The organism is Hungatella effluvii (assembly GCF_003201875.1).
Lineage (GTDB): Bacteria > Bacillota > Clostridia > Lachnospirales > Lachnospiraceae > Hungatella > Hungatella effluvii.
In genome coordinates this window covers 156,979-179,430 of record NZ_QJKD01000011.1, presented here as the reverse complement: position 1 = coordinate 179,430, position 22,452 = coordinate 156,979, and the positions used below count along the sequence as shown (strand labels likewise).

The 22,452-nt window shown below is 52.5% G+C and carries 22 protein-coding genes and 1 pseudogene; all 23 read right to left on the bottom strand.

Annotated features, from left to right (window positions below):
* Positions 1–20: 20 nt before the first annotated feature.
* The gene (locus DFR60_RS20090; RefSeq protein ID WP_110324479.1) at positions 21–1,409 is read right to left on the bottom strand and encodes a M20/M25/M40 family metallo-hydrolase; all 1,389 of its coding nucleotides are present in this window, start codon (positions 1,407–1,409) and stop codon (positions 21–23) included.
* A 163-nt stretch (positions 1,410–1,572) separates the two neighbouring features.
* Positions 1,573–3,285 carry an ABC transporter substrate-binding protein gene (locus DFR60_RS20085; RefSeq protein ID WP_110324478.1) on the bottom strand — a complete coding sequence of 571 codons (1,713 nt, stop codon included), beginning with the start codon at positions 3,283–3,285 and terminating at the stop codon, positions 1,573–1,575.
* Between the two features lie 231 nt (positions 3,286–3,516).
* Positions 3,517–4,308 (bottom strand): acyl-CoA thioester hydrolase/BAAT C-terminal domain-containing protein, encoded by a 792-nt coding sequence (locus tag DFR60_RS20080; RefSeq protein WP_207659558.1) that lies wholly within the window; start codon positions 4,306–4,308, stop codon positions 3,517–3,519.
* A 150-nt stretch (positions 4,309–4,458) separates the two neighbouring features.
* Positions 4,459–4,914, bottom strand: coding sequence for a MarR family winged helix-turn-helix transcriptional regulator (locus tag DFR60_RS20075; RefSeq protein ID WP_110324476.1), 456 nt, complete (start codon positions 4,912–4,914; stop codon positions 4,459–4,461).
* Positions 4,915–5,019: 105 nt separating this feature from the next.
* Complete coding sequence (locus DFR60_RS20070) at positions 5,020–5,301, bottom strand: DUF503 domain-containing protein (protein WP_025530730.1); 282 nt, start codon at positions 5,299–5,301, stop codon at positions 5,020–5,022.
* A gap of 7 nt (positions 5,302–5,308) precedes the next feature.
* Positions 5,309–5,731 (bottom strand): helix-turn-helix domain-containing protein, encoded by a 423-nt coding sequence (locus DFR60_RS20065; protein WP_110324475.1) that lies wholly within the window; start codon positions 5,729–5,731, stop codon positions 5,309–5,311.
* A 228-nt stretch (positions 5,732–5,959) separates the two neighbouring features.
* Positions 5,960–7,168: a [FeFe] hydrogenase H-cluster maturation GTPase HydF gene (gene hydF / locus DFR60_RS20060; protein WP_110324474.1), complete on the bottom strand. Its 1,209-nt coding sequence runs from the start codon at positions 7,166–7,168 to the stop codon at positions 5,960–5,962.
* A gap of 52 nt (positions 7,169–7,220) precedes the next feature.
* Entirely contained in the window at positions 7,221–8,636 is a 1,416-nt protein-coding gene (gene hydG, locus DFR60_RS20055) for a [FeFe] hydrogenase H-cluster radical SAM maturase HydG (protein WP_002603500.1), read from the bottom strand.
* A gap of 53 nt (positions 8,637–8,689) precedes the next feature.
* Entirely contained in the window at positions 8,690–9,751 is a 1,062-nt protein-coding gene (gene hydE, locus DFR60_RS20050) for a [FeFe] hydrogenase H-cluster radical SAM maturase HydE (RefSeq protein ID WP_110324473.1), read from the bottom strand.
* Complete coding sequence (locus DFR60_RS20045; protein WP_002603498.1) at positions 9,748–9,999, bottom strand: TM1266 family iron-only hydrogenase system putative regulator; 252 nt, start codon at positions 9,997–9,999, stop codon at positions 9,748–9,750. Before DFR60_RS20045 ends, hydE begins: the two co-directional genes overlap by 4 nt.
* Before the next feature lie 457 nt (positions 10,000–10,456).
* Complete coding sequence (locus tag DFR60_RS20035) at positions 10,457–10,819, bottom strand: hypothetical protein (protein ID WP_110324472.1); 363 nt, start codon at positions 10,817–10,819, stop codon at positions 10,457–10,459.
* Between the two features lie 290 nt (positions 10,820–11,109).
* Positions 11,110–12,171 carry a DNA/RNA non-specific endonuclease gene (locus DFR60_RS20030; protein WP_110324471.1) on the bottom strand — a complete coding sequence of 354 codons (1,062 nt, stop codon included), beginning with the start codon at positions 12,169–12,171 and terminating at the stop codon, positions 11,110–11,112.
* Positions 12,155–12,583: a hypothetical protein gene (locus DFR60_RS20025; RefSeq protein ID WP_025530724.1), complete on the bottom strand. Its 429-nt coding sequence runs from the start codon at positions 12,581–12,583 to the stop codon at positions 12,155–12,157. The genes DFR60_RS20030 and DFR60_RS20025 overlap by 17 nt, the downstream gene beginning before the upstream one ends.
* 51 nt (positions 12,584–12,634) lie before the next feature.
* The gene (locus tag DFR60_RS20020; protein WP_110324470.1) at positions 12,635–13,279 is read right to left on the bottom strand and encodes a GyrI-like domain-containing protein; all 645 of its coding nucleotides are present in this window, start codon (positions 13,277–13,279) and stop codon (positions 12,635–12,637) included.
* A gap of 62 nt (positions 13,280–13,341) precedes the next feature.
* The gene (locus tag DFR60_RS20015; protein WP_110324469.1) at positions 13,342–13,986 is read right to left on the bottom strand and encodes a bifunctional adenosylcobinamide kinase/adenosylcobinamide-phosphate guanylyltransferase; all 645 of its coding nucleotides are present in this window, start codon (positions 13,984–13,986) and stop codon (positions 13,342–13,344) included.
* Between the two features lie 55 nt (positions 13,987–14,041).
* Complete coding sequence (gene cobT, locus DFR60_RS20010) at positions 14,042–15,118, bottom strand: nicotinate-nucleotide--dimethylbenzimidazole phosphoribosyltransferase (RefSeq protein WP_432764122.1); 1,077 nt, start codon at positions 15,116–15,118, stop codon at positions 14,042–14,044.
* 96 nt (positions 15,119–15,214) lie between these two features.
* Positions 15,215–15,667 (bottom strand): annotated as a pseudogene (locus tag DFR60_RS31495) (GNAT family N-acetyltransferase); the annotation flags it as partial.
* Between the two features lie 3 nt (positions 15,668–15,670).
* On the bottom strand, positions 15,671–17,671 hold the full coding sequence (locus tag DFR60_RS20005) for a cobyrinic acid a,c-diamide synthase CobB (RefSeq protein ID WP_243005131.1): 2,001 nt from the start codon (positions 17,669–17,671) through the stop codon (positions 15,671–15,673).
* On the bottom strand, positions 17,668–19,149 hold the full coding sequence (gene cobK / locus DFR60_RS20000) for a precorrin-6A reductase (RefSeq protein WP_110324467.1): 1,482 nt from the start codon (positions 19,147–19,149) through the stop codon (positions 17,668–17,670). Before cobK ends, DFR60_RS20005 begins: the two co-directional genes overlap by 4 nt.
* Entirely contained in the window at positions 19,142–19,882 is a 741-nt protein-coding gene (gene cobJ, locus DFR60_RS19995) for a precorrin-3B C(17)-methyltransferase (RefSeq protein ID WP_207659557.1), read from the bottom strand. Before cobJ ends, cobK begins: the two co-directional genes overlap by 8 nt.
* Complete coding sequence (locus DFR60_RS19990) at positions 19,879–20,970, bottom strand: cobalt-precorrin 5A hydrolase (RefSeq protein WP_243005130.1); 1,092 nt, start codon at positions 20,968–20,970, stop codon at positions 19,879–19,881. Before DFR60_RS19990 ends, cobJ begins: the two co-directional genes overlap by 4 nt.
* The gene (gene cobM / locus DFR60_RS19985) at positions 20,967–21,761 is read right to left on the bottom strand and encodes a precorrin-4 C(11)-methyltransferase (RefSeq protein WP_110324464.1); all 795 of its coding nucleotides are present in this window, start codon (positions 21,759–21,761) and stop codon (positions 20,967–20,969) included. Before cobM ends, DFR60_RS19990 begins: the two co-directional genes overlap by 4 nt.
* A 2-nt stretch (positions 21,762–21,763) precedes the next feature.
* On the bottom strand, positions 21,764–22,441 hold the full coding sequence (gene cobI / locus DFR60_RS19980; RefSeq protein ID WP_110324463.1) for a precorrin-2 C(20)-methyltransferase: 678 nt from the start codon (positions 22,439–22,441) through the stop codon (positions 21,764–21,766).
* Between the last annotated feature and the right edge of the window lie 11 nt (positions 22,442–22,452).

The window sequence follows — 22,452 nt, the reverse complement described above, 5'->3', positions numbered from 1 at the left end:
TTTCATTTTCATTGGTGAAATCAGCCGCAGACCGCCCTGCAGACCGCGTTTTCAAGTACCCGGCATCCGAACAGCACCGATTCCCGGTGAATCTTTTCATCGACGCCGTGAACCATGGAAACGGCCTGATCAAAGGTCATGTCCCAGGAAAGGACAGGACTGTAGCCGTATACCTTCGCCTTCATGGGAACCAGAAAACGTCCGTCGCTGGATCCCATGGAAATGAACGGAAGCACCTCCGCCCGTTCCCCGTCTTCTCCCAGCTCCATCTTTGTCGCTTCCTCCAGGCATCCGATCAGCCCGCCCTCCGGCTGACTCTCATAGCCCTCGCTGAAGGATAGAATCCGGCATTCGGCATCCCATTTTTCCGCCAGGCGGTCCGTAACCTCCTTCAGATATGCGGTTCCGTAACCAGGCAGAAGCCGCACGTCGCAGATCACTTTTACCTGATTGACGTTTTTTCCCTGAATCATGGTCACCGTCATGGTATTCCGGTTCATGGCCGTCAGAATATTGTTCATGACCGGGGACAGTGCATCTCTGAAACGATCACTCGCGCGTTCTGCGCCCGGGTCACCGTGGCAATTGCCGTCCGCACATTCGGAAAGCCGTTTTTCGAATCGCGCTACCGTAGGCAGCTTCCGCTGCTCCAGCTCCAGGGCCCCGATGTCGGCCACCAGTTTCATGGCTCTCACCATCCCGTCTCCGCTTCCGAAGAATGGGCCTTTGGCATTTCTGGCCTCCACGGTAAATTCCACGGTGCCGCATCCCTTCTGCCCCGACTCACATAAGTAAAAAGCCGTGTCTCCCACCAGAATCGGGAAGCCTCCGCCTTCACTGATTACCTCACTGTTTTCAAAGAGTTCCTTTCCCGTGATGGTACGGCCGCCTGCGGAGAGTGTTTCCTCGAGAAATGCGGATAGTCCGAGCGCGCTGCCGCTCTCCTCATCACAGGTCACAAGAAGAAAGACATCCCGTTTCCTTTGCTCTCCATTTTCCGCCAGCGCCAGAAGGGCAGCCAGTTCCATGACTGTCAGCTGCTTCGTGTCCACGGTGCCGCGCCCATAGATGAAGCCGTCCTCCTCCACCGCAGCAAAGGGAGGATGCTTCCACTGGGATTCCTTTGCCAGGACCACGTCAATATGGCTCAGGAGAATCAGCGGCCGTTCGGCCGCCGCGCAGTCTGCCGCACCTTCATCAGACGCATCTTTATCGGCCGCATCTTCGTTGGCCGGCAGGCAGGCCAGGAGATTGCCCCTGCCGGGAGCGCTCTCGTAAATCGTCGAATCGATCCCTTCCCGATCAAGAATCTTTTGAATATAATCAAGCGCCTTTTTTTCATTTCCCGGTGGATTGGTGGTATCGATCCTGACCAGGTCCTTTAAAACTTCTGTATAATCGTATTTCATACGGCTCTCCATTGGTGAAATGGCCCAAAACAATATGCTTTGGGCCATTTACCTCATTCATTTATTCTCGCGAAAGCAACGAGCCAGGTGGGCATGCTGGCATGTCCATTTGGCTGCTGCCCGCGGGGACAAACACCCCGCAGCTTGCGGCGGGGTGTTTGATTTATTGAGCAACGTTCCATTTTTCAATCTGGAATGTAATCCCGCGGAAGTCTGCTGCGAAATTCTGCACCTTCTCACTGACTCCTGCAAGGCTCTTTTTACCATATAACGGAATCCACGGAACATCTTCGGAAATCAGCTTGCCGATCTCATGGTAGCAGGCCGCTCTCTCCTCCGGTTTTGTGGAGTAAAGCTGCTTCTCAAATAATTCATCCACCTTGGAGTTGCTGTATGTAACGAAATTCCAGGTACCCGGTGCGTCTGCTGTGGTTAAGTACATTCTGTACTCGTCCGGATCGGCCTCCATGCCGAAGCCTAAGGTGTAGCAGGCGAAATCGTCCGCCGTTACACGGCGCGGGCTGCCGTTATCATCGGATGGGAACAGCTTCGTGTAAGCCAGTGTGGAGAAATCCTGCTCGATGATCTCCATCTCCACGCCGATCTCCTTCCATTGCTGCTGGATCAGCTGAGCTACAGAATTGCCGTCTGTGCTTGTTACGAGGTCATAGGTAAGATGAAGCGCCTTGCCGTTCTTCTCGTAGAATCCGGTCGATGCATTCATGGTATATCCAGCCTCTTCCAGAAGAGATTTTGCCTTCGCCGGATCGTACGGGTACTTCGTTACATCGTCGCTGTAGGTCCAGTGGTTGCTCGGGAAAATGCTGTCCTGAACGTAACCGGTCTCTCCATAAATCGTCGCTACAATCTTATCTTTGTCAATACCGTAAGCCAGTGCCTGGCGTACCTTTAAATCACTTAAGTCCTCATTTAACTGGTTTAAGCCGATATAGTATACGCTTAACATATCATATGCTTCCACTCTGACGCCGCCCATGGCCTCTACGGTCTCAATCTCAGAAGCGCTTAAGCCATACAGAACGTCCAGCTCGCCATTGATTAAGGAAGCGGTCAGTGTTGTCTCGTCGCCGAACTTCACATAGACGCGGTCAATGCTTGGCTTTGTGCCGAAGTAATCTTCGTTCTTCTCCAGTTCGATGTACTGGCCCGACTTCCACTCAACGAATTTATACTTGCCGGTTCCGATGGGATGACGGTTAAAATCGTCGGTATCCCATGTGCCTGGATCCACATTCTCCAGAATGTGCTTCGGAAGAATACAGGTATACATGTTGCCGATAAACGCGGCATTCGCCTCTTCCAGCTCCACGACAACCGTCTTATCATCCGGTGTGGTAATGCCGGATACGCTGTCTGCGCTTCCTTCCTGGTACGCTTTGGCTCCGACGATGGAGACGATACGGCTGTCCGCGCCTCCCTTGTAGGTCGGCGCCGCCAGAGAGGTTAATGTAAATGCGACGTCGGCGGAGGTAAATGGTTCTCCGTCATGCCACTTTACGCCGTCTCTTAAATGGAAGGTATACGTCCTGCCGTCGTCCGATACATCCCATCCTTCTGCCAAATCCCCCACGTAGTTCAGTTCTTCGTCCGGAATAACCAGATAGTTAAAGATCATACACTGCACGTTGCTGTCCGGTGTTCTCGGCTGAATCGTCGGGTTTAAGTTGGCTACCTCTGAGGTCTGGCCAATCTGTACTACGGTTTCCTCCCCCGTATTTCCCGCTTCCGATCCTGCTTCAGCCTGAACGTTCCCGCCGCCGCTCGTTTCTGTCGTGCCGCCGCTCCCACCACATGCGGTTGTAAGAGCCATCGCGGACAGTAATATTGCTGCAAGTACACTTCTACGTTTTCTCATAACGAGTCCTCCTATGCCTTTCGCTTTAGTTCGCTAAAGCAAATATTTACAAAAAATGCAGAAAATGAACTCCATTTTCTGCCTCTTTGCATTTGTTGGGATTAGTATAACAATAATGTCGTTTCTTGTCAATCCATTAATTTTAAGTATTCAAATTTTTTAGTAAATAAACTTTTTTAGTAAATTATCTGGATTTTTTTTAGCCTCTCCCTTTCAAAATTTAAGGGAGCTTCACCTTTTACCGGCCAGATACTCTTCCAGGTACTTCACGATTTCCCCGGCTGACTCCTCATAATTCATGAGATAATGGCCGTCCAGCTTCATGGATATATGTCTCATATTTTCTCTGTTTCCGCTTCTCTTAACCAGCTGCTCACTCATCGCCCGGCTCGGCCAGTACCTGTCGTTTTCCTCAGAAATCAGAAGTATTTTCCCGGTGTATCCGTCAACGCGGATGAGCGCATCTTCATTCCCGTTCTTCTCTATCGATGCTTCATAACACGTACAGTAATTTCCATCCATAATCTCCTTTACAATTTCCCGGTCAAAATAGAATTTGATATAGGGCAGTTCTTTTCCCTGAAAGGACCAGGAGGACTTCCTGTTTGTAAAGCTCTCCAGGGTGAATTCCGCGGGCAGTCCCTGGAACGCATAGCAGGAAGGAACCAGCGCGATTGTCACGGCCGATCTCATATAGTTTGTCAGCAGCAGCGCGGCTTCCCCTCCCTTCGACTGGCCGATTACAATCACCTCTTTGTCGTCGATGCCATACTCCTGTTTTACGGCGGATACCGCATTTACAAAGTATTCCAGCGGCAGGCGCTCAAGACTCTCCGGAAGATCACCGGCGCCGAAGTACGCCAGCAGCAGAACCTGAAAATCTTTCTTTAATCGTTCTAAAAAATCTTGGTTCAAAGGCGCCGGAAGTCCCGGCCTGCTGCCGCCTATGATTACCACCAGCGGTTTTCCTTCATTCTCATAAAAATCTCCGTAAAGTTCCTTCGTGCGATATTCCTGCATCATGATTTCCTCCTTATGCTTCTCTATTAATGTGGTACGCTGTTAATGTAATGTGCTGTTAATATAACGCACCGTTAATATGATATACTGTAAATATAATATACTGTAAATATACTTAACAATGTAAGAAAAAGAAATGCTGCCAGCGACAGCCTATTCTTCTTTTAATCTCTTATCCATAATTTCTTCAAACGCGGTCAGGAACTGAATCATCTCTCTGCAGAACGGCTCCGGCATCTCCTGAATCAGCCGGAGAGATTCTTCATCCGAGCGGGTGTGGATATCCCTGTGGGCGATATAATTCTTCTGCCCTTCCTCCGTCAGGTTTAAGACCACCTCCGTGTCCGAATAGGGGGATACCGCCTTCTCCACGACGCCTTTATCCACAAGTTTATATATCATCTGCGAGGCAGCAGCTTTCGTAACTCCCAGCGCAGAGGCCAGAGCAGTGATATTGATTCCCGGATTGTCTCCCACGGCCGCGATCGTGTGAATCTCTGATCGGGTCAGCAGCATCTTTGTGCCATACGTGCGTTTTCTGTTCTCCCACTGATTGTATTTATGAATGATACGTTCCATAAGTACCGTCATCTGTGAATAATCGTTCATGTAGCTGCCTCCGCTCTTGTTAAGTAACTTTACAGTATAGTAACTATATTCCTTTTTTCCACTTCTGTCAAGTTTCTTTTACAAAGCCATTTTTTATCCCTGCCTTTAAAATACTTCTTTCACGTGTTCCACCAGCTCCGCCTCCGTATTCGACTCCACAAAATGCAGAATTTCCTCCTCCATACTGTCGGCCTGCGCGTGGTTTGCGGCAATTGAGGCCACTCCGATGACGATAATCTGGTGAATATCCTGTTCATCGGTCTCTGCTGCGGATACGTTATATTTATTGCGAAGCTTTGCAGTCAGACTCTTCACCACCATCCGCTTCTCCTTTAAAGAATGGACCCACGGGGCGTGAAGTCTGATTGTCAACGATAAAATTCTCATTTCTTTGTCACTCCTCTTTTGCTGATGCCAGACTGACGGCATACTTGATAAGCTGTTCCATGCTGTATCGTTTCTCGCGGGGAACATCCTGGAAATTGATCGGAAGTACCGGAATTGTCTCCCCGGTTATCAGATAGTTTAAGTCAATGTCCATGGTTTCATTCAACAGGGCCAGTTTTTCCAGGGCAATGCTGCTCTCTCCCCTCTCGATTTTTCCATAGAATGCTTTCGTAATACCGAGACATTCCGCCATCTTATCCTGAGTCCAGTTCTTTTCCAGCCTGATTTGCCTCAGGCGGTTTCCCATTTCACGCAGCAGTTCCTCTTTTTTTCGTCCGCCCTTTGATGCACGTCCCGGGCCCTTCTCCCCGGCCGGCTCTGATGGAAATTTCCGTACTCGTGGCTGATTTTTACTTCTGTTATCATTCATGTAAAATAAATCCTTCCTGATGTAAAATACTTCTTTTATTATTTTACATGAAATAAACAGTATTTGGAACGCACGCTGAGTAGTCCTTAAACTCCATATATGGTATTTTTTTCCATTTTCTATTGTGTTCACAGCCGGAAACAAAAAGCAGGAAAGATAACGCGGATCCCGTTATCCTTCCTGCTCTGCTTCTATTCCCGCAAGCCGGAAATAATTTTCCCGGACTAATCACTGAACCTTCCGGAAGATTTCCACGCTTCGCTCCAGAATCCCCTTCATCTGCGCAATGACCATACCGTAATTCGTAAAGGGAACGCCCGCGTCCCCCGCGCACTGCATGCGGTATCTGACTTCTCTCTCATTAAGCATACAGCCGCCGCAGTGGATCACCAGGCGGTAACCGGATAAGTCTTCCGGAAAGCTTCGCCCCGAGGACGTTTCGATGATGACATTCTTCCCTGTATATTTCTTAATCCAGGCCGGAATCTTCACCGTGCCGATATCATTGCACTGCCGGTGGTGGGTACATCCCTCGGATATGAGAATCCGGTCCCCGTCCTGCAGCTGGTTCACGGCCTTCACTCCGCTTGCCGCCGCATCCAGGAATCCTTTATATCTTGCCATCAGGACGGAAAATGAGGTGAGCAGCACACGGCCCGGTACCACTGCGGCCACCTCGGAAAACGCCTGGCTGTCCGTGATCACCAGATCCGGATCGCGGCCCAGCTTCTTAAGCGCGGCTAAAAGCTCCGTGTCGCGCACCACCACGGACACGGCCCCCGCCTCCAGAATATCCCTGATGGCCTGCTGCTGCGGCAGAATCAGCCGTCCCTTCGGCGCGGCCTTATCGATGGGGACCACAAGGACCACAAGATCGAGAGGTTTTAAGAAATCGCCCACCAGACGGCAGCCATTTTCCTTCTCTTTTACGAGACCGGCGATCCTCTCTTTTAACTCCTTAATATGGTAGTTCGTCTCGGCACTGACGAAAACAGATTTTTCGTCCGCTGTCTGCTCTTCTGTTTTATACTCTTTTTCGTCCAGCAGATCCCATTTATTATAGGCGATCAGATATGGAAGCTGTTTCTCTTTAAATAGTGTAAGCATCTCCTCATCGGCTTTCGTCTTTCCCAAAACCGAATCGACCACCAGCACGGCACAGTCCGCCCTGTTTAAAATCTCCCGGGTCTTTTTCACGCGCAGCTCTCCGAGAGCGCCTTCATCGTCAAAGCCCGGGGTATCGATGATCACCACAGGGCCCATGGGAAGCAGCTCCATGGATTTATAGACCGGGTCCGTCGTCGTTCCCTTGATATCAGATACCACGGACAGTTCCTGGCCCGTGACCGCGTTTACTATGCTGGATTTTCCCGCATTGCGGCGGCCGAAGAAGCCAATGTGTATGCGCTCGCCGCCCGGCGTATCACTTAGTCCCATATTTCTTCACCCCACAGTCCTCTGAGTTGTCTTTTGTATGAACCATACTATCTCAAAACCGGAAATCCCGGATTCCCTGTTCGATCTTTTCCAGATGATCCTTACAGATATCCCGCACCTTGTCTTTTGGAATATTGGCCAGCTCTGCCTCGATTAACTTCTCTCCGATGGCTTTCGTGTCCTCGGAGGCGTAATCCATCAAAAATTCCTTTAACGTCATTAGCGCGTTGGGATGGCAGCAGTTCTGAATCTGGCCGCTCTTACAGAGGCTCATGAAACGGTCACCGGTCCTGCCTTCCCGATAGCACGCGGTACAGAAGGACGGAATATACCCCATCTCCATCAGCCAGCGCACCACCTCGTCGAGGCTTCTCTGGTCGGAAACGTCAAACTGCTCCGTATCGGTCGGCCGGATCTCCTCCTGATAACCGCCTACGCTTGTTCTGGAAGCGCCGCTGATCTGGGACACACCGAGGCGGATCACCTTTTCCCTCACCTGCTGGCTCTCCCTTGTGGAAATGATCATTCCCGTATATGGCACGGCAAGACGGATCAATGCGCAGAGCTTTGCAAAGATGTCGTCGCTGATGCTGTTGTCAAATGCGCTTGGATCGATATCGTCGGCATGTTTGATACGCGGAACGCTGATGGTGTGAGGGCCCACACCGTGAACCGCCTCTAAATGCTCGGCATGCATTAAAAGGCCTGCAAACTCATATTTGTAGAGCTCCAGTCCGAAAAGTACGCCAAGTCCCACATCATCGATTCCGCCGTCCATGGCCCGGTCCATAGCCTCGGTATGGTAGGCGTAATCGTGCTTCGGTCCCGTCGGATGAAGCTTCTCATAGCTCTCCTTGTGATACGTCTCCTGGAACAGAATGTAAGTTCCGATTCCCGCGTCCTTTAACTTCCTGTAGTTCTCGACCGTAGTAGCGGCAATATTTACATTCACACGGCGGATGGCTCCGTTCTTATGCTTAATGGAATAGATCGTATCGATACATTCCAATATGTATTCGATGGGATTTCTCACCGGATCCTCCCCCGCCTCGATAGCCAGACGCTTATGGCCCATATCCTGAAGGGCGATTACTTCCTTTGCCACTTCCTCCTGCGTCAGCTTCTTGCGGGCGATGTGCTTGTTCTTGCCGTGGTACGGACAGTACGTACAGCCGTTGATACAGTAGTTGGATAAGTAGAGAGGTGCAAACATGACGATACGGTTTCCATAGAATTTCTTCTTAATCTCTTCCGCCAGGTTATACATCTCTAAAATCTTGTCCGGCATCTCGCAGGCCAGCAGCACGGACGCCTCCCTGTGGCTGAGTCCCTTCAGCTGCCTTGCCTTCTCGATGATCGAGTCGATCAGCTCCACGTTTTCTTTGTTTTTTTCCGCATAGTCGAGTGTCTCCTGGATCTCCTCGTGTGAAATAAATTCCTCTGCTTTTAACGATTCTGGATTATACATGATTCCTTCCTTTCTTCCGGGTCAGCAAATGCTTCTCCGTCAGTCATTCATTTTTATATTACTAGACTGTCGCCCCGCGAGACTGCAATCCCATAACCGATTTTACTTAAGGATTCCCTTAAGAGTTCCAGGCTCTCCGCGGCCTCGGAGCCGGAGGACAGCTTGTTGTCATACAGCATATACTTCTTTCGGACGCCTGCCGGGGACAGATTCGGCATGACCACATTGGCGCCGCTCAAGATTCCCGCCTCTCTGCCGCCTTCCGTCACGGTTCCGAGTGCCGTGGTAGCAGGAAGCAGCACCTTCGGCATCATCAGACGAATAACCGACAGCAGATACAGTGTCAATTCGGCTGTCCCATTTTCCATATCATAAAACGGAGTGTCCTTATGAGAGAGAAACGGTCCGATCCCAATCATATGAGGACCGAATTCCTTCATGAAGCGCAGATCCTTTACGATCATGGACGCGGTCTGGTATGGTGACCCAACCATAAAGCCGCAGCCAGTCTGATAACCGATTTCCTTCAGATCCTTCAGCGCCGCCATCCGCTTATCGAAGCTCATCGACTCCGGATGAAGCCTTCCGTAATGGCACGGATCGGCCGTCTCATGGCGGAGTAAGTAACGGTCTGCCCCCGCATCATGGAGGCGTCTATAGCTGTCATGGCTTCGCTCCCCTGCCGACAGGGTGATGGCACAGTCCGGACACAACCCTCGGATTGACGCCACAATGGAGCCAAGCCGTTCATCCGTAAAATAGGGATCTTCTCCGCCCTGAAGCACAAAAGTGCGGAATCCCAAGCCGTAGCCAGCCTCACAGCACGACAGAATCTCCTCCTCTGTCAACCGGTACCGCTCTGCCTCCCGGTTGCTTCTCCTGATTCCACAGTAGTAGCAGTCATTTTTACAGTAATTCGTAAATTCAATCAGTCCTCGGATATAGACGAAGCGTCCGTAGATCCGTTCGCACAGTGCTCTGGCCTCGTTTCTCAAAAACAGGGCTGTCTCTTCATTCCGTTCCGTAATCAGCGTATACAGCGCGTCATCCGGCAGATCGTGATTCTCCGCCAGCCGCACGGCTAAGTCCATGACCTTCTTTGCAGCGTCGCTCATGATTTCACTCCCGAGTAGGCGGTCTTCGAGCTGACTCCCTTCAATTTTCCCACCTTGCCGGAAAGAGCCGATATAATACTCTGGGGAGCGTCCACCGCAATACTGATAATGCTGATCTTCTTCTCATGATAGGGAATCCCCATACGGCCAATGATGTACTGGCGGTATTCATGAAGAATTTCGTTGAGTTCCTCTACGGATTCCTCTGCTTCCACAACGATTCCCACCACCGCGATCCTTGTTTCCATCGTTACACCTCCGGAATCTTAAAATATTTCAAATATTATTTCAATCCACATTCTGAGTTCAGAATACAAAACTCAGAATGACATAGTAGCTATGCTGCCATTTTATCCGGTTGCCCGGATTGTTTTGACCTCATGTCAGTGGGGGATATCTGCCCGCCACTGACGCTAAGTTTGTTTTTGCGATTCATCTCCCACCTGTAGAGGCTGGGAGAATTCTCGTTGATTTTGTTAAAGCAAAAATGCCGCACCCCAAACGGTACGGCAAGAAAAGAATGCGATCTGCATTCCATGTTATATTTCCTATCTCGAGCCGAACCTTTCGCCTCAAAGCATGTTTTTTGGCGTCAGGATACAGTAATAGCATATCACGAGCTGTAAATATTTTCAATTGTTTTCTGCCTTTTACAGATCCAAACAACTTATGCGCCAATTATCCCGCCGTCTGAACTGTTACAACTTATGAACACAACACCTTTCTTTCCACTTTTTGCAATCTTTGTTCTACATTGTCCTGTCGTTTCATCAGAATTTCGACAATCTCATTGTTATATCGCACAGCTGTGACATATTGACGTAACTCTTGCAGGTCTTTGTTGGTTGAATCAATCCTTCGGTTGAGTCTCTGCTCCGTTGAATCCAACTCTTCCAACACCAAATTGGTTTCATGCCTTAAGTCTGCTTTTGTCGCAAAGGCTTTCAAATCGTCTTTTGTTGCAAAGGCCTTCAAATCGTCTTTTGTCGCAAAGACCTTCAAATCGTCTTTTGTCGCAAAACTTTCCATTTTTAATAGGATCTGATCAATTTTTTCTGTATCTGTCATATATACCTCCATACAAGTAAATTGAACCATACTTTTTACAATCCAATTATTAACTTTTAGTAACGTGTTTCTTATGTATATAATACCATATACAAGCGTATAAAGTCTATAATATACAAAAAAATATCACGGTTTCAATTCGTATTTACCGGCGCAGAATTGGATTTGGAGGCTGAAAGATACGCCTGGGAGAGACCTGGCGTGAAGACGGGAAAGAGGAGGGGCACAGAGCCTCTCCCCCACTACAACTGTAAATTTTATAGCTAAAGATACCAGCCGGCAGAAAAAAATTAAGGCTTACATCTCCCGCACGGCTCATAGCCCTGCGCGATCGCTTCATCCCGGCTGCCGGTGAAGCTCTGCTTGTTTGATTCATTCATCTGTGAAACACTGGAACAGGAAGGATAGTGAAATTTGTGAGTATTGGTATTGAAAATATATGTGGTCTCGGTACTGGATTTACTTTCGTTTTTACTTTCTGCGCTGCTCTCAGCTTTTTTCCCGGCTGTGCTGCCGGCCTCGGGCACCGCGGTCTCCTGTGGTGCACTCTCTGATCGCTGACTGCTGCCGGTAACGTAGTCTATGGTGACTCCGGGCTGCACGTTATAGACAAATACACAGAATAAAATCCCGTCGCCCGCGTCCTCAACGGATTCCGCCTCCATCAGTACGCCGTCAGCGATCAGATTATTGCCCTGGAAAACCGGAGTAACGCGGTACAGGACATGGTTTTTCGTTTCCTTGACGTAGTCGGCCACCATGTTCTCAAACGGCAGCATACCGTCCACATTCATATACCGGGTACCTGTGATCAGATTCTTTTCATTGGCATTCTCAGCCGTCAGCTGAAAGCCGATTAAGTGGCACCGGTTATAGAGGTACTTACCGTCTACAAAATCGTATTTTATGGTCTGCCACCCGGAAGGCTTCACCTTGCCTATGGACCCGCGTTTTTCTGTCGGCATAAGATCTGTGCCCACATTGGCATAGGCCGTGCCGCATCTTCCGAGGCTGTCTAAATCACTGTAAGTCTCGAAGGATTCTGTCGTGAAATCTGACGTTTCGAAATAGGGGACATTCCCGTTTACCGCGGCATACGCTTCTCCCGAATAGGCGGGAATATCGGATACTTTGAACTGCTTCGGTCCTGTACTACCCACAAGCTCTGTCTCATTGGCCTGTACACCGGCAGTGCTTTGGCTTTCGCCGGTCTGAGCCGATGTCTGGTCTGACATTTGAGCCGATGTCTGAGCCAGCACCTGGTCCGGTATCGGGGCCGGCGATTGGGCGCAGCCGACAAGGAACAGCGCCGTCATGACTAAAACTGCAATATAATTACTTATTCTCTTCATCTTTTTTATACACTTCTCTTATTATTTTTTCGTGGGAGCTTCCCTCAAACTCCTCGGATTCCGTCATGGTCCATCCATGAGACAGGATATCCGCCGGAAAATGGAAATCCGCCGGATAACTGCGGTTCCATTGAAACAGAATGATCGATTCAAGCTCATCTTCATATGGCCGAATGTCCTGGTCCTCAACAAAGCAGTACTCTCCGCTTCCCGCCCTGTCAAGAAATGCCGGATCGACGGACAGCCAGTCCGGTTTAGGCTCCGGGAACAGCTTACTGGAGTACTCGTTCATCCAAAGTCTGCTGTTCTCCGAGCACCGGAGCACCCGCTCCTGCACGGCGCTGTCTCTGCTCTGACGCCGGTGGTTGAACATCATGCCGTTATGGTCGTCAACACAAATCATGACTATCATTTTTTCCTTCCTCTCCCAGAGCATGTCTGAAAATTCATATCCAGATACGCTCTAATCAATCTTCGGTCTCACCGGATGCCTGATTACGGTTTTCATACGCTCCGGAGAAACCTTCCTCGGATCACTTAAGTATATCTCATGGTGACGCCTGCGATCAGAAATATCGTTCTCATAGCCCTGTTCCCTCCTATAATGGTCCATCTTTGCAACGGTGGCCGGTTCCTCGTTATAGCTTCCAATATGGAGACACTGGACACACAGGCCCTCCGAAACTGTAATCAGCTCCGCAAGACTCGTATCGATCTCTTTTTTTCGCTGCGCCTCCTCCTTCGCCCAGGCGAATACCTCCTCTGTGACGAATTCCGGCACTCTGATTATGGAAATCCAGTTAAATCCGGACTTGTTCCTGTAATCGACGCCCGGCGCACCGCCTTCCATCCACCAGAAGCCCTCCAGCGGCGGAACGACGTACTCAAAGAAATCTTCAATCTTCCGGCTTCCCTTATAGCTCATCTTAATCGTGTAGGAAATCCCGTACAGAACGGCAACTGCCCTTCCGTATTCCCCATCCGGCTCGTTCGGATCTCCGTGTCCTCTCACCGCCGCGTACTGCATGGAAGGTACCTCCACGATGGATGGCATCTCCTTCGGAAGATACAATGCCTTATACTCTTTTTTATAATCAAATGGTGTCATACTGCTGCCTCCTTACTTTTTTATGAGTGTAACACAGTAAACACGACAACTGTATGACATGATTATTTAATTACAACGGGAATTCCTGCGCTCACCTCGATGACGCGGTCTGCAAGCATTCCCAGACGGCAGTTGATTTCTCCCAGAACCTTTAGATAGAGAGCCGTGGATTCATCCCAGCCGCAGAGATCTCCGGTATCCGGATTTTCCCCTTTTTCGTCCCATTTTATGCAGACCGGTTGTTTGCGGTAATCGCCGGCCGAAAACACCTCGTTGGTCACGATGACGAGATCAGATACTTTCTTTCTCAGACTCAGAATTCCGCCTGCTACCGAATCTGCCACCTCAGAGCCGTATTCGGCGGAAAGGCTGTCCGGACAGTCGTCATCCCCGGTTCCAAACAGTTCATTGGAAACCAGGTTGGAGAGGCATTCCAAAAGAACTGCATACTCCGCCGCTCCGGTCAGCTCTCCGTCTGTTCCCCCGGCAGGCAGCTTCAGCCGCTCTAAGCCGCGGCAGCACTCCACAGTCTCAAACTGCTTATCTGCCCGCATCAGACGGTGACGTTCAATCCGGCGTCTGCACTCCTCATCCCAGGGCTTCATGGTCGCAATGTAGATCCGCCTCCGTTTTCCCAGTCTGACGATCTCCTGCTCGGCAAAGGCCGATTTCCCGCTGCCGCTGCCCCCTGTTACCAGTGTTACCATCCTCTTCCTCCTCGCTGTAAGCACCAGCATGCCCTGGTGCCGCCGGGATTCACTGCTACTGCGTCCCGGAATTTCTCTGAGACGCCAGCGGCTTGTACTCCTCAATCTGAATATCCTGAAATGTGCTCATTTTGGTATAAACCTCCAGCGCCATATCGAGAAGCGGGATGGACGCCACCGCGCCGGTCCCCTCCCCCAGACACATTCCTGCCGCTACAAATGGCTTTAAGCCCAGTTCATCCAGGAGCAATCGTCCCGCCGGTTCCGCCGAAACGTGGGTGGCCAGCATATAATCGCGGGCGGCCGGCGCCAGCTTTGCTGCGGCAAGCGCCGCAGTGCCCGAGATAAAGCCGTCGATCAGAACGGGAATGCGGTAGACCGCGCCCCCTAAAAAGACGCCGGTAAGACCGGCGAGATCTAAACCGCCCACATGGGCGATCACATCGATGGCATCGCTGCATTCCGGTCCGTACCGTTTCACAGCTTCCCGGATAACGGATACTTTTTTCATCAGGCCCTCGTCCGACAGTCCCGCCCCGCGGCCCGTCATTTCAGCCGGATCACGATCCAGCAGCATGGCCGCCACGGCGCTGCTCGTCGTGGTGTTGCCGATCCCCATCTCTCCGGTGGCGATCAGACGGTACCCTTTTTCCTTCAGCTCCCCTGCCACGCTAAGTCCCGCGGCAATGGCAGATACAGCGGTCTCCCGGGTCATGGCCGGTTCCTTATGGAAATTCTTTGTTCCATAAGCCAGTTTTTTCCGTATCAGCGGATTCCTGGCGCCGGAACGCAGATCTCTGGAGACTCCGATATCCACCGGAAACACGTCCACTCCCGCCCGGTCAGCCATGAGGCAGACACTGCTGTTTCCATCCGTCATATTTTCAGTTACCACGGCTGTGACTTCCTGTCCGGTCTGAGTTACCCCTTCTTCTACAATGCCGTTATCACTGCACATGATAATCAGCGCCCGGTTACCGATATCGACATGCTGGGTCTCTGATATTCCGGCGATCTTTATTACGTCCTCTTCGAGAATCCCCAGGCTGTAGAGCGGCTTCGCCACATGGCTCCATGTGAGAGAGGCCAGTTCCATGGCACCTGCAGAAAGAGGGGATATCCTGGACAACACCCCGTTTAAGCACTCTTCTGCCGTTCTCTCATAGAGTTTAAACCACGGAAGGCCCCAGGAGCCCAGTCCCAGATCCACAGTCGCCACATAGCGGTATCCCTGCCGCTCATAGAGCCGGACTGCGGGTTCATTTTTCTCGTATACGTCAAGACGGATTGTCTTCTTTCCTTCCCTCAAGGCCTGCACTTCCGCAAACTCCATCAGGAATTTCCCCGCGCCTGATTTCCGGAAATCAGGGTGAACGAGAAATGTATGGATCACCATTACCTCTTCCGGCTCTGCCTCCACGCCCCAGGAGACACCGTTGTATGCGGCCTCCTGCTTTCCATTTAATATGATGGAACCGATGATGCGGCCTTTAGTCTCCGCCACATAGAGTGTGCCTGTCTCCACTCCCTCTTCCGCCGCGTCCCTTCCGGGATAGACTCCCTTTTTCCAGCCCGGATAGTTGACATGGCTTTCCAGATGCTCGACCGTCTCGTCGTATAACCGCACCAGTTCGGAAATGTCCTCTGAGACGCCCCGCCGTATGTTCAATTCTTCTGTCATGACTTAAGTTCCTTTCCTGCAAAGCTCCAGCCACCGCTCTGCGGCAGACGGATTTGATGGATAATAAAGATGGGGGAAACCGGCCAGCAGACCGCCATCTGCATGAATGCAGTCCCAGCTTCTCTTTCCGCCTGGTTTCACGGCCTTCATCGCATTTCCGCAGGCCGTGCTGTCCCAGTAGTGGAATTCATGGCCGCGGATCTCTTCCCCTTCTTTCAAAAGCGGAGTGTCCCCATAGGGCACGAGCCCGATGTATCCGAAACGGGACAGTTTTCCGGTTGGAAATGCCCGCCCCGCGATGACTCCCGCCATGGGAAGGACCTCCCCCTCCTTCGTCTCCAGCTCCTCATGAAGATAGAGGAAGCCGCCGCACTCCGCGAGTATGGGCATTCCGCCGGCCGCCGCTTCTTTTATTTCTCTTAAAAGGGAGCCGTTGGCCGACAATCTTTCGGCATAGAGTTCCGGGTAACCGCCGCCGAGCATCAGCCCGGCAATTTCCTTTGGCAGATGCTCGTCCCGCATGGGATCAAATTCCACGAACTCGGCTCCCAGGCTCTCAAAAAGCTTTATATTTTCCTGATAATAAAAACAGAAAGCCTCGTCTCTGGCAATACCGATCCGTATGCGTTCCGTTCCGGGTGCTTCAACGCCGATTACGGATTCAGCGCTGCCCTCCGCCGCTTCACCGTCGTTCTTCAATTCCCCGGCACCGCCGGCCAGCCGTAAAAGCCCTTCCACATCTACGGTCTTCTCAATCTCCAAAGCCAACAGTTCCAGCCGCTCCCGCAGGGCTCCCGACTCCTCCGGAATCACAAGTCCGAGATGACGGCTGGTTACTTTTGCCGCGTCGCATTCCGGCAGATAGCCGAACACGGAAATTCCCAGCTTTTCGATCTCCGGCACGAGGCGTTCCGCCATCACCGGAGAGATCCTGTTTAGGATAACGCCGCGTATACGGCTGTCTTTTCTATATTCCAGAAATCCTTTTATTTCTGCCGCCAGGGAAAGCGAGGCTCCCTTGCAGTCCAGAACCAGTACGACAGGTGCGTCAAGGGCGCGGGCCGTGTCGTAGGAGCTGGCCCAAGTGTCATTTCCTCCGACACCGTCGTAATATCCCATCACGCCTTCCACCACCGAAAGGTCAGCACCGGCTGCCAGGTCCTTAAACTGATTTCGAACCTCTTCCTCAGGCAGAAAAAAGGTATCCAGATTCCCACCGTCAATTCCCAGCACATACTTGTGAAACATGGGATCGATGTAGTCAGGCCCGCACTTAAACGCCCGGCATTCTATCTCCCGCTTTTTCCATGCGGCCAGCAGTCCGCAGGTCATCATCGTTTTTCCGCTGCCGCTCTTCGGTGCGGCAAGCATCAAACGCGGATATGCAGTTTCTGAGCCGGAGGCCTTTTCGGCTGTCACCGCTTGCTTTGCCGCTTTCACGCCCCCTGTCTCTCTCCCCCCAAAGGAAATCACATAAACAGGGTTCTGAGCTATCATCATGTGGACCCGCCCCGCCGCCTTCGCCCGCGAAACTGACACCAGAACGATATCGGCCTCGATCCCGTGGTCGGCAGTCCATTCCATCACCTTCGAAACGGACTCCAGCGTGATCGCATTCACCACCACCCGGACCTCGGGATTCTTTGCCAGCAGCAGAGAAAGAATATCTGCCATTTTGCCGGAGGTTCCTCCCAGAAATGCATGGGTAGGCGCCTCCAGACCCTCTAAAGCCTCCGGGGCCGCGCCTTCTATGATTCGAATCTGCTCCGCCTGAAACTTTTTCCTGTTTTTCTCCAGCAGCTCCACGGCCTCCCGCTTCTTCTCGACCGCATAGACTGTGCCTTCCGGCATAAAAGCCGCGGCCTCCACCGACACGGAACCGGTCCCCGCTCCGATATCATAGAGGACCGAATCGGGCGAAAGCTCCAGCTTCTCCACCGAAACGGCACGAACCTCGCTCTTCGTCATGGGGACCTCTCCCCGGATAAACCATTCGTCTCTCATCTGCCTCCCTCACACTCTTCGTTCCGTTCCATCAGAATCACAGCCAGGCTTGTAAATTCCATGGCTGCAAGCTGGTCCGGCGTTCCGGTCACAATCCGCTCATCGGCATAGGAGAGCCGCTCTCCCGCAGTGATTCTCACGTCGGTAAGCCCGGCTCTCAAAAGCTGCTCACAGAGTTCCTTTACCGTATGCGCCCCGCCCAGCAGCGTAAATACCGCCGGATTCTGAGCCAGCGCCTGGACCGCGTCGCAGTCCCGCCCGTGCAGGCTGATCAGTTTCACATGCTCCCAGCTTCGTCCCATTTTGGCACATAAGTACGACACGGACGAAATCCCCGGGTAAGTGGTGAATTCATAGGAATCGCAGTACGGTTTTTCCGAAAGCACGGCGGCCATACCGGACGCGCCGCTGTAAAACCCCGTGTCGCCGGAATACAGGACACCGGCTCTTTTATGCTCCGGATGACTCTCAAGCCATTCCAGGATCTCACGGTTCCCATAAATCGGAACCCGCAGGATTTTCGACACCGGTTCTCCCAGCCTCTCCGCCGCGTCCGTCATACGTCTGGCACCAAATAGGACATCACACCGTTTCAGCGCCTCAGCGGCCGCAAGCGTCATCTGGCCCGGGCCTCCCATCCCTGTCCCGATGAGAGAAAGCTTCCGTTTGGCGGATACGGTTCCCGCTTCTTTCAGGAGTATTTTTGCCGCGTCCAATGTAATTCCGTCTCTCTCCTCCAACGGTCTTCCAATCACAACCGCTGTCACGGAAAGCGCTTCCGCCGCGGAGAGCTTTTCTAAAAAGCCTCCCGCTGTCCCCGCTTCCTTTGTCACCAGATAGCGGACTCCCAGCTGCCGCATCATGGCCCGGTTCATTTCTTCGGAAAACGGGCCCTGCATGGCGATGATGCGTTTTCCTCTTATTCCGATGTCTTCGCAGGCGGATATGGCGGCGCAGGAGGGAAGAACCCGCACGTAAAGCCTTTCCTCATATCCCGGAAGCGCTGTATAGGCGGCAAGTTCCTTACTCCCCGTAGTCACGAGGATGTCTCCCTCCCTGTCCTTCAAGTAACAGACGGCTTCCTCTACGGAATGCACGTATACGACTTGAGATGCAAATGCTGCGGCTGGGCCTTTGCCGCTGTCACCTCCAGGATTCTCCGCTGCGGCAGACTCCCGCGTCACCCGCAGATAGGAGACCCCGGCGCGGCCGCAGGCTTCCTTTATATTTCTGGTTGCCTCCGCGGCATACGGATGGGTCGCGTCAAAGACAGCGCGGATGGATGCCCGCTTCATGAAGCCTTCCATCGCCTCCCCGGCCATGCGGCCCGAAAGCACATGGAGATATTCACTTTCCGGTAGCAGATCCGCACCGTAACCGCTGACAACGCTGACGTACGCCTCTATTTCCTGCTGGTGGCAGTATTCGGCAAGAAGACGGCCTTCCGTAGTGCCTCCGAAGATTAAAATCCTACACATTCCGGTACCCTCTCGGCGTTACCATCCTCCCGTTTACCGCCTTTGTCTTCTCATTGCCGATGAACACGGTGGTAAACATGTCGGTAGATGTGTCCCTTAATTCGGAAAGCGTCATAAGCTCCATGGACTCCCCTTCCCGGCCGATATTCTTTGCAATGCCGCAGACCGTTTCCGGCTTCTTGGCGGTGAGCATGATGTCACACGCCCGTCTTAAGTAATCCGACCGCTTCCGGCTGGAGGGATTATAGAGGCATATGGCCAGATCCGCCTTTGCCGCGTGCAAAAGCCTGTCCTCGATCAGCTCCATCGGAGTCAGTAAATCGCTTAAGCTGATCACGGCAAAATCGTGCCCCAGAGGCGCACCCAGCAAGGCACCGCCGCTTAACGCCGCCGTCACTCCGGGAATCACCTCCACGGTCGGGGAATTCGATTCTCCCACCAGCTCCAGGATAAGGCCGCTCATTCCGTACACACCGGCGTCCCCGCTGCAGATCAGCGCCACCGTCATGCCGGCCTCCGCCTTCTCGATTGCCATACGGCACCGTTCTGTCTCCTGCCTCATAGGCGTGGTGATCCACTCTTTTCCGGGAAAATGTTCCCGCATCAAATCCGCATACACCGTATAGCCGACCACCACCTGACTCTCTTCCATGGCGCGAACCGCCTTTATTGTCATCTGTTCGTAGGAACCCGGTCCGATTCCCACCACGTATAATTTCCCTGTCTGCTTCACAGCTTCACCTTCCAATCCCGAACTGCGGCCGCCACCGTGACGCCGCCGCCCGCCTGTTTTCTCATCATCAGTTTTCCTCCGCCTAAGTCCTCTGCAAGGCTTACGGCGGCCCGCTCGCAGACGTTGTCCACGCCTGTGATCTCCTTAACAAAAGAAGACGGGGAGAATTCCCCCTCCGCCTGCAGCAGCCGTTCGGCCGAATACGTTTGAAAGGAGAGACCATGCTCCCTTACATAGGAAAGGAGTCCGGCTTCCTCTTTCTTTATATCGATTGTCGCCACAGCGGCCGCACTCTCCGGCTCGATGTTCCAACGGCTTAATGCCTCCTCCACGGCTGCTTCTATTCTTTCTTTTTCCGTGCCCCTCTTACAGCCGATTCCCAGGATCACAATCCGGGGTACCAGACGGAGCACCTCTCCGCCTTCCGGCAGGAACAGCTTCAGAAAGTCATAGTTCTCCGGATAACGCTTCACCGTAATCCAGACATTTCTTTTACAGCTTTCCTTCTGGGTAAAGCCCTCCGGCACGCTTCCCGCTGCGGGGAAATCGCTGAAAAATCCCACCGGCTCACCGGCCAGGACATCGGCGGACACCGCCTTTGCCGTCTTCATATCCGAGATCCAAAGCCCCTGCTCCTTTGCAAAATTATCCACTGCGAAGCGGCCATGGATATCCGTGGCCGTGGTGATAACGGGGATTCCTCCCGTCAGCTTCGCCGTCTCTTCCGCCAGCCCATTGGCTCCTCCCAAATGGCCGGACAGAAGGGAAATGGAAAAGCGGCCGCTATCATCGATCACCACAACGGCCGGATCCGTCCTCTTGTCCTTTACCCACGGTGCAATGGCCCTGACGGCGATCCCTGCGGCCCCAATGAAAATCAGCCCATCCCGCGTCTCAAACTGGTTCCCGGTCCATTCCTGAAGGCTGGATTTTAAGGGTTCCAGACCATTTGCCTCGTGAAACGGGTTCAAAAACTTCTCCAGCACGTACCCGCGGCATTCATGACCGTCCCGTTTCAGTTCCTTCAACAGCCGGGCGCCAAGCTTCGCCCCCGCTCCTGTAAAACAAATCAGCGAAAGCCTCATCATTTCCCCTCTTTCTGTGCCAGTGCTGCCCCCTCAGAATCACTTCCCTTCCTGTATTCCGTCGTAAATCCTGAATCATACAGTTTCGAAAGGGCATACCCGCTCTGGCTCACCGCGTTTCCCACGATGATCAGGGCTGTTTTCCTGATCTGCTCCCTGGCCGCCCGCTCTGCCAGCGTTCCCACCGTGCAGACGACCTTCTTCTCATCATCCCAGGTAGCCCGATAGACGATGGCCGCCGGAGTGTCCGCCCCGTATCCGCCGCGCATCAGCTCATCCGCCAGCTCTGCCACCATGCCTGAGCTTAAGAACAGGACCATGGTCGCTCCATGCGCCGCAAAAGAAGCGATGGATTCCCGCTCCGGAACCGGAGTCCGCCCTGCCATCCTGGTAATCACCACACTCTGGGATATCTCCGGAAGCGTGTATTCCATATTCAAGGCTGCGGCGGCTCCACAGAAGGAGCTGACTCCCGGGCAGACTTGATAGGAGATCCCCAAACGGTCAAATTCATCCATCTGTTCCCGGATCGCCCCATAGATGCAGGGGTCTCCCGTGTGCAGGCGGACTGTCATCTTACCCTCTGACTCGGTCTCACGGACCGCCTCTACGACCTGATCGAGCGTCATATACGCGCTGTTTAACACGCGGCACCCTTCTTTTCTGTATTCCAGCAGCGCCGGATTTACCAGCGAGCCTGCGTAAATAATTGTATCCGCCTGGGAGATCAGTTCCTTCCCACGGACGGTAATAAGATCCGGTGCTCCCGGACCTGCTCCTACGATATGTACCATCTCTACCTCACAATCAACAGTGAATAATATCCCGGCTCATCCGGTATTTCCTCCAGGGACATAAAAATCCGTTCATCATCCATGCCGCAGTTTTCCACCATAACGGCACTGCCCCCGCATTTGCGGATCTCTTCCTTGACTGCCTTCATCTGTTTTCCCGTCTTCATAAGCACCTTGACGCCTGGAAGCTTAAGCGCTTCCTTCACCTGGTACGTAGCCGGTATCACATGCAGCTCCTCCGCTCCGGACACCAGCGGCATGCCAAGCCTGGCCGCTGCCGCTGAAAATGAGGGAATCCCGCATTCCAGCCTCGTCGCATACCCTTTACTCCACAGGCGCTCCAGCAGATAGCTGCAGGTCGAGTAGATGCTCACATCACCCAGCGTGATGAAACCCACGTCCTCCCCTCTGTCCAGCCGTTCCATCACAGCGCCGGCCGCCAGATCGTGGCTTTCATCCAGCACCTTTTTATCCTTTGTCATCGGCATAGGGAGGTAAAGGCACTCTTTCTCCTCAATCTCCGGCACCGCCTGACGCGCGATCCGGTAAGCCGTGCACTGCTCCTTTTCCCTGTGTGGAATGGCGATCACCGCACATTCCTTTATCCGCTTTGCTGCTTTTATGGTCATTAATTCCGGGTCTCCCGGACCGACGCCGATTCCGTATAGAATTCCAGACATGATTGTCTCTC

Bases quoted from the DNA above. Each gene is read 5' to 3' on its own strand.
- DFR60_RS20045 (WP_002603498.1), bottom strand. From the start codon at position 9,999: ATGGAAACAAGGATCGCGGTGGTGGGAATCGTTGTGGAAGCAGAGGAA.
- DFR60_RS20085 (WP_110324478.1), bottom strand. From the start codon at position 3,285: ATGAGAAAACGTAGAAGTGTACTTGCAGCAATATTACTGTCCGCGATG.
- cobI (WP_110324463.1), bottom strand. From the start codon at position 22,441: ATGTCTGGAATTCTATACGGAATCGGCGTCGGTCCGGGAGACCCGGAA.
- cobK (WP_110324467.1), bottom strand. From the start codon at position 19,149: ATGTGTAGGATTTTAATCTTCGGAGGCACTACGGAAGGCCGTCTTCTT.
- hydE (WP_110324473.1), bottom strand. From the start codon at position 9,751: ATGAGCGACGCTGCAAAGAAGGTCATGGACTTAGCCGTGCGGCTGGCG.
- DFR60_RS20035 (WP_110324472.1), bottom strand. From the start codon at position 10,819: ATGACAGATACAGAAAAAATTGATCAGATCCTATTAAAAATGGAAAGT.
- DFR60_RS20020 (WP_110324470.1), bottom strand. From the start codon at position 13,279: ATGACACCATTTGATTATAAAAAAGAGTATAAGGCATTGTATCTTCCG.
- DFR60_RS20025 (WP_025530724.1), bottom strand. From the start codon at position 12,583: ATGATAGTCATGATTTGTGTTGACGACCATAACGGCATGATGTTCAAC.
- DFR60_RS20090 (WP_110324479.1), bottom strand. From the start codon at position 1,409: ATGAAATACGATTATACAGAAGTTTTAAAGGACCTGGTCAGGATCGAT.
- cobM (WP_110324464.1), bottom strand. From the start codon at position 21,761: ATGGTACATATCGTAGGAGCAGGTCCGGGAGCACCGGATCTTATTACC.
- DFR60_RS20070 (WP_025530730.1), bottom strand. From the start codon at position 5,301: ATGAGAATTTTATCGTTGACAATCAGACTTCACGCCCCGTGGGTCCAT.
- DFR60_RS20005 (WP_243005131.1), bottom strand. From the start codon at position 17,671: ATGAGAGACGAATGGTTTATCCGGGGAGAGGTCCCCATGACGAAGAGC.
- hydF (WP_110324474.1), bottom strand. From the start codon at position 7,168: ATGGGACTAAGTGATACGCCGGGCGGCGAGCGCATACACATTGGCTTC.
- DFR60_RS20030 (WP_110324471.1), bottom strand. From the start codon at position 12,171: ATGAAGAGAATAAGTAATTATATTGCAGTTTTAGTCATGACGGCGCTG.
- hydG (WP_002603500.1), bottom strand. From the start codon at position 8,636: ATGTATAATCCAGAATCGTTAAAAGCAGAGGAATTTATTTCACACGAG.
- DFR60_RS20075 (WP_110324476.1), bottom strand. From the start codon at position 4,914: ATGAACGATTATTCACAGATGACGGTACTTATGGAACGTATCATTCAT.
- DFR60_RS20065 (WP_110324475.1), bottom strand. From the start codon at position 5,731: ATGAATGATAACAGAAGTAAAAATCAGCCACGAGTACGGAAATTTCCA.
- DFR60_RS20015 (WP_110324469.1), bottom strand. From the start codon at position 13,986: ATGGTAACACTGGTAACAGGGGGCAGCGGCAGCGGGAAATCGGCCTTT.
- DFR60_RS19990 (WP_243005130.1), bottom strand. From the start codon at position 20,970: ATGATGAGGCTTTCGCTGATTTGTTTTACAGGAGCGGGGGCGAAGCTT.
- DFR60_RS20080 (WP_207659558.1), bottom strand. From the start codon at position 4,308: ATGATGCAGGAATATCGCACGAAGGAACTTTACGGAGATTTTTATGAG.